Consider the following 5,561-nt stretch of genomic DNA (forward strand, 5'->3'; position numbering starts at 1 on the left):
ATATTGAATAGATGCTTAATTGATTATCTTTATCTTTAAGCATGTGAAAACCCCCCTCTGGTTATAGTCTGGTAACTATATTATATCAGTTCAGGGGGGTTTTTACTATACATTTATCCATAATTTTAGTAAATCTGTTAACTTTTATAATATGTTTTTCAGTGGTCTCGGACCGTCCCTACTGACTCACTTTTATGTATTTATAGCCTTCATTTATGGATATGGTAATTATACCGCCATTATTTATTTTAAATTTATAAAAGTATTGAATATTATCAAAAACCCAGCATAAAGCTGCCTTAATAACTCCTTCATGAGTTATTACTAAGATATTCTCTTTCTCTTTTTTAGTTATTTCTCCTAGAAAATCTACAACTCTCAAATAAAAATTTTTTAAACTTTCTCCCTCTGGAATTTCATAATTAATATAATCTTCTGACCAAAGTTTAGTTTCATTAAAGTATATATTAGCTATTTCTTCATAGGATTTTCCCGCAAATATTCCAAAATTATATTCTTCTATCCTAGAGTCTTCTATTCCTTTTAATTCTAATAATTCTATAGTTTCTTGAGTCCTTTTAAGAGGGCTTACATATATCTTTCTAAAGGATTTACTATATATGTTTTCTTTCAATCCTAATATCTCACTTCTTCCTTTTTTTGAAAGTGTAGCTTCTTTTCTACTATATACTTTTTTTATATTATCCTCAGTTTCACCATGACGTAGAAAAATTATATCCATGATAACATCACCAAAAAAGTCAATAATGAGATTATTTCACATAATTCGATATTAGCACCTAAGACATCTCCCGTAAAACCTTCTATAATTTTATAGGATTTATATGTAATGATTAATACAGCTAATAATGAGGTGATTATTGATACTAAAAATAATGGATCTATTAAAAGTACAATAATACTGTATATCGTACCACCTACTAATGCATATTTTTTTGGATTACTACTACTAAACATATCCCCTATACCACCTGACCTAGCATTTTTACCAAAAGACATAATTATAGCTGCCATGAACCGACCATTTCCACAGGATAATGCTAAATATAATGGAACCTTTCCATTTAAACTTGAAATAGTTATATATTTTAAAAGAATAACTAATACTACTCCTACTACTCCAAAGGTTCCTGCCCTACTATCTTTCATTATATCCAAAACTCTTTCCTTTTCACGGGCTGAAAAAAAACCATCAAAAGTATCAGAAATTCCATCTAAATGTAATCCACCAGTCAATATTATAATACTGACTACTGCTAAAAAAGAAGCTATATCCTTATTTATATTTAAAAACAAATAGTATATTAAACCACTAATACCACCAATAATCATACCTGTGAAAGGAAAGAAAAATGTACTTTTGGATAAATTATCTTCATTAAATTCTACAGGTATATTAATGGGTATTCTTGTAAGAAATTGAACGGAAAGTATTAGCCCTTTTATCATCTTATTTTCACCGGTATACCACAACATACCAGATATACCTCATCAGATAAAGAAGCAATCCTTTGATTTATTCTTCCTTGTATATCCCTAAAAACTCTTCCTATATGATTCTCGGGCACTAAAGAATATCCTATTTCATTAGTAACTAAAACCAAATTGTAATCCTTTTTTCGTATATTATTAATTAAATTTTCTAATTCATTATACACAGCATGTTCAACTTTTTTCTGCATTTCTAAAGAAATTCTATCCTCTCCTTTAGTCATATTAAACATAATATTCGAAGTAAGAACTGTAATACAGTCTAATATATAGTTTTCTTCTTCTCCAATGGCTTTATTTAAATTATAATTTCCCTCATAAGTTCTCCAAATAGAAGGCCTTGATTTTTTATGAATTAAAACCCTTTCTTCCATCTCCTTATCTATAACCTTAGATGTAGCAATATATACCACATCCTTTTCACCCTTATACAAGCTTTCTCCAAAAGAACTTTTTCCTGATCTTGCTCCACCAGTTATTAAAGTTATCATATCATTACCTAATATCTACTAACACTTTATTATCTATAGTGGCTTCTTCGAAGGTAGCCATATTGTCCATAATATATAGAGCTGCCTCTATTATTTGAAAAGCTAATGGACAACCAGAACCTTCTCCTAACCGCATATTTAAGTGGAGCATTGGATTTAGACCTATTTCTTTCATCATATATACTGCTCCCGGTTCTTTTGAAAGGTGAGATGGAAATATATAATCTTTTAATAATGGATTAAACTTTGTTGCACATAATGCTGCTGCAGAAGAAATAAAACCATCTACTATTATAGGCTTTCTATTCTTTCCTGCTGAAAGGAACAATCCACACATTCCAGCTATATCAAAGCCACCAACCTTTGAAATTACATCTATTGGATCTTCTTTATTTGGTTTATTTACTTCAATAGCTTTTTTTACTGCATTTATTTTATTTCCATATTGTTCATCAGTTAATCCAGCTCCTTTGCCACAGGTTATATCTGGGCTAAGTTCGGAAAAAACGCTAAGAACTGCACCACTTGTTGTTGTATTTCCTATACCTAATTCTCCTGTGCCTAATATATCATAACCTTCACCATAAAGCTTGTCCCCTATTTCTATTCCCACTTCTATAGCTTCTATAGCCTCTTCATAAGTCATACTAGGTTCTTTTGTCATATTCTTAGTCCCATAGTTTATTTTTTTATTTATTAGTTTAGGATGTTCTAAATCTGCATTTAACCCTATATCAATAATAGTAATATCCGTATCAGTTAATTCTGCTAGTACAGACACACCTGTAAGACCTTTAGTCATATTAGAAGTAAGTATTGTAGTAAAAGATTGGGGACATGCACTTACCCCTTCGTCTACAACCCCATTATCCCCACACATTATAACTATACCCTTTTTCGCAATCTTATTATGAGGTTTTCCAGTAATTCCTGCCATCTTAATTACTATTTCTTCTAATTCCCCTAGGCTACCTATTGGCTTTACTAAGTTATCTAGTCTATTAGCTGCCTTCTTTTTTGCATTTTCATCCACAGATTTAATAGATTCTATAGCCCTTTTAAGTAATTTCAATTTACCCCTTCTTCCATTTAAATTTTGTTTCCTCCACCAATAATTATATTGTTCCCTACAAATATAGTCAAATAAAAAAGGCTAAAAGTTTAGACCTTTTATTGAGCATTATTAAAAGGCTTGTTTATACATTTTTAGAGATTTTTAAAAAATCTACTTTACCGGGGGTGTAGCAATAATATATAGATTATTAAAAATTCTAAATTACCATAATACAAGCCCTTTAATATCTTACCTTTTTAATAAATAATAATATAATTTACAATATATTAGACACCTAAACCTTTTATACTAGATATAAATACAATAATAATCAGTATTGGCGTTATAAACCTTGCCACAAAATCGTATAAACTTAAATATCCTACATCTAATATGCCATTATTCGTTATTTGTTTCTTTACCATACTTCTATCCAATTTCCAACCGACAAATATTATTGAAATCATAGAACCTATTGTCATTAGATAATTAGCAGTAATATAATCTAGAAAGTCTAAAAAGGTTCTACCCAAAAATGATACATTGGCCATAGGCCCATTAGATAATGAGGCAAATATACCAACTATAAAAACTAGGCTTATAGAAATAAATGTAGCCTTTTTTCTACCTATATTAAATTTATCAATTACATAGGCCACCACAGATTCTAACATTGATATAGTACTAGTTATAGCTGCCAATGAAAGTAATAAAAAAAATAATATAGCAAATAAATATCCTCCTGGTAACTTAGGAAATACATTTGGCAATGTAATAAATACAAGACCTGGCCCACTATTTGGGGCTATACCAAAAGCAAATACTACTGGAAATATAGCTATACCAGCAAGTAAAGCAATTATTGTATCAGCTAAAGCTATATTCACCTTAGCTCTCCCCAAGTTTTCTTCTTCTTTTATATAAGAACCATAAGTAATCATAGTTCCTGCCCCCAGACTTAATGAGAAAAAAGAGTGGCCTAAAGCTGCAAAAATAACCTTCCCATTTACCTTTGAAAAATCAGGTTTAAAAAGGAATGATAAACCTTCTTTACTACCAGGAAGGGTAAGTGCTCTTATATCAAGTATTATTATAATAATTATTAATGCAGGTATTAAAATACTTGAATATTTTTCTATACCTTTTTCAATCCCATTTCCCACTATATAAGCAGTAAATGCTAATATTATAAATTGCCATATAATAGGGCGCACTGGATGTGAAGTAAATTCTGTAAACATATTACTAATTGCATTTACATCTTTTCCTGCGAATTCATTGGTTATAGCTTTTATTAAATATTCTAGGGTCCATCCAGCTATAACACTATAAAAGGAAAGTATTAAAAATCCTGCTAAAACTCCGAGAACTCCACTTAGGTACCATTTACTATTTGGAGCAATTTCTTTAAAAGAATTTATAGCGCTTTTTCTCCCTTCCCTACCTATTATAAATTCTGCTAACATTACAGGAATTCCTATGGCAGCTACACATATTAAATATATTATTAAAAATGCTGCTCCTCCATGCTTTCCTGTAATATATGGAAAACGCCAAATATTACCTAACCCTACAGCTGAACCAACAGCTGCCGCAAATAACCCGAAACTACTTTTAAAGCTTTCTCTTTCCATAAATTGCTTCATTCCTTCCCATATAGATTAATATATTATTATAGGAAAACCCCGGATATAAATACAACAATAATTAATATTGGAGTTATATATTTAATAATAAATCTAAACACATTCAAATATCTTACTGAAATAGTTCCATCATTAGTTAATTGTTTTTCTACTAATTTTTTATCTAATTTCCAGCCTAAGAATAAGCTGGTTATAAAAGCTGCTATAGTTAAAAAGTAATTTGCTGTTAAATAATCAAGGAAATCAAATAAATTTCTATCAAAAATCTTTTTTGTCGATAACGGTCCATTTGATAAAGATGCAAATATTCCTAATAAAGTTATTAAAGTAAAAGAAACTATAGTTGATTTCTTCCTAGATAAATTAAATCCTTCTATACCATAAGCAACAACAACTTCTAGCAGCGAAATAGTACTAGTTAATGCTGCTACGGCTATTAATGCAAAAAACAATATAGCGAAAATATATCCCCCTGGTATTTGTGGAAATACATTTGGTAATGTAATAAATATCAGACCAGGACCACTATTTGGAGCTATACCAAAAGCAAATACTACTGGAAATATGGCTATACCAGCAAGTAAAGCAATTATTGTATCAGCAATTGTAACCTTTAAAACAGTATTTCCCAAGTTTTCTTTTTTCCCTATATATGAGCCATAAGTGATCATTATTCCCATACCTAAACTTAGAGAGAAAAAAGAATGACCTAAAGCTGCTAATACTGCTTCTTTTGACAGCTTTGAAAAATCTGGCTTAAACAAAAATGAAAGACCAGCCTTTCCTCCTGGAAGGGTTATAGCCCTTATATCCAATATAATAACTATTACTAAAAGTAAAGGGATTAGTATTTTTGAA

At 30.0% G+C, this 5,561-nt stretch carries 6 protein-coding genes; all 6 read right to left on the reverse strand.

The annotated features are described in order from the left end of the window. Positions 1 to 178: 178 nt before the first annotated feature. Positions 179 to 742 (reverse strand): histidine phosphatase family protein, encoded by a 564-nt coding sequence (locus tag VK071_07255; protein ID HLR35115.1) that lies wholly within the window; start codon positions 740 to 742, stop codon positions 179 to 181. Continuing rightward, entirely contained in the window at positions 733 to 1,497 is a 765-nt protein-coding gene (cobS, locus tag VK071_07260) for an adenosylcobinamide-GDP ribazoletransferase (GenBank protein HLR35116.1), read from the reverse strand. The genes VK071_07255 and cobS overlap by 10 nt, the downstream gene beginning before the upstream one ends. Beyond that, a complete protein-coding gene (cobU, locus tag VK071_07265) occupies positions 1,467 to 2,003 on the reverse strand; it encodes a bifunctional adenosylcobinamide kinase/adenosylcobinamide-phosphate guanylyltransferase (GenBank protein HLR35117.1) in 537 nt (178 codons plus the stop codon). The genes cobS and cobU overlap by 31 nt, the downstream gene beginning before the upstream one ends. A 4-nt stretch (positions 2,004 to 2,007) precedes the next feature. Then, the gene (gene cobT, locus VK071_07270; protein HLR35118.1) at positions 2,008 to 3,075 is read right to left on the reverse strand and encodes a nicotinate-nucleotide--dimethylbenzimidazole phosphoribosyltransferase; all 1,068 of its coding nucleotides are present in this window, start codon (positions 3,073 to 3,075) and stop codon (positions 2,008 to 2,010) included. A 269-nt stretch (positions 3,076 to 3,344) separates the two neighbouring features. Further along, positions 3,345 to 4,703, reverse strand: coding sequence for a sodium-dependent transporter (locus tag VK071_07275; GenBank protein ID HLR35119.1), 1,359 nt, complete (start codon positions 4,701 to 4,703; stop codon positions 3,345 to 3,347). 26 nt (positions 4,704 to 4,729) lie between these two features. Next, on the reverse strand, positions 4,730 to 5,561 hold an 832-nt coding region (locus VK071_07280; protein ID HLR35120.1), incomplete at its 5' end, for a sodium-dependent transporter.

The sequence above is a fragment of the Tissierellales bacterium genome (assembly GCA_035301805.1).
Classification (GTDB): Bacteria; Bacillota; Clostridia; order Tissierellales; family DATGTQ01; genus DATGTQ01.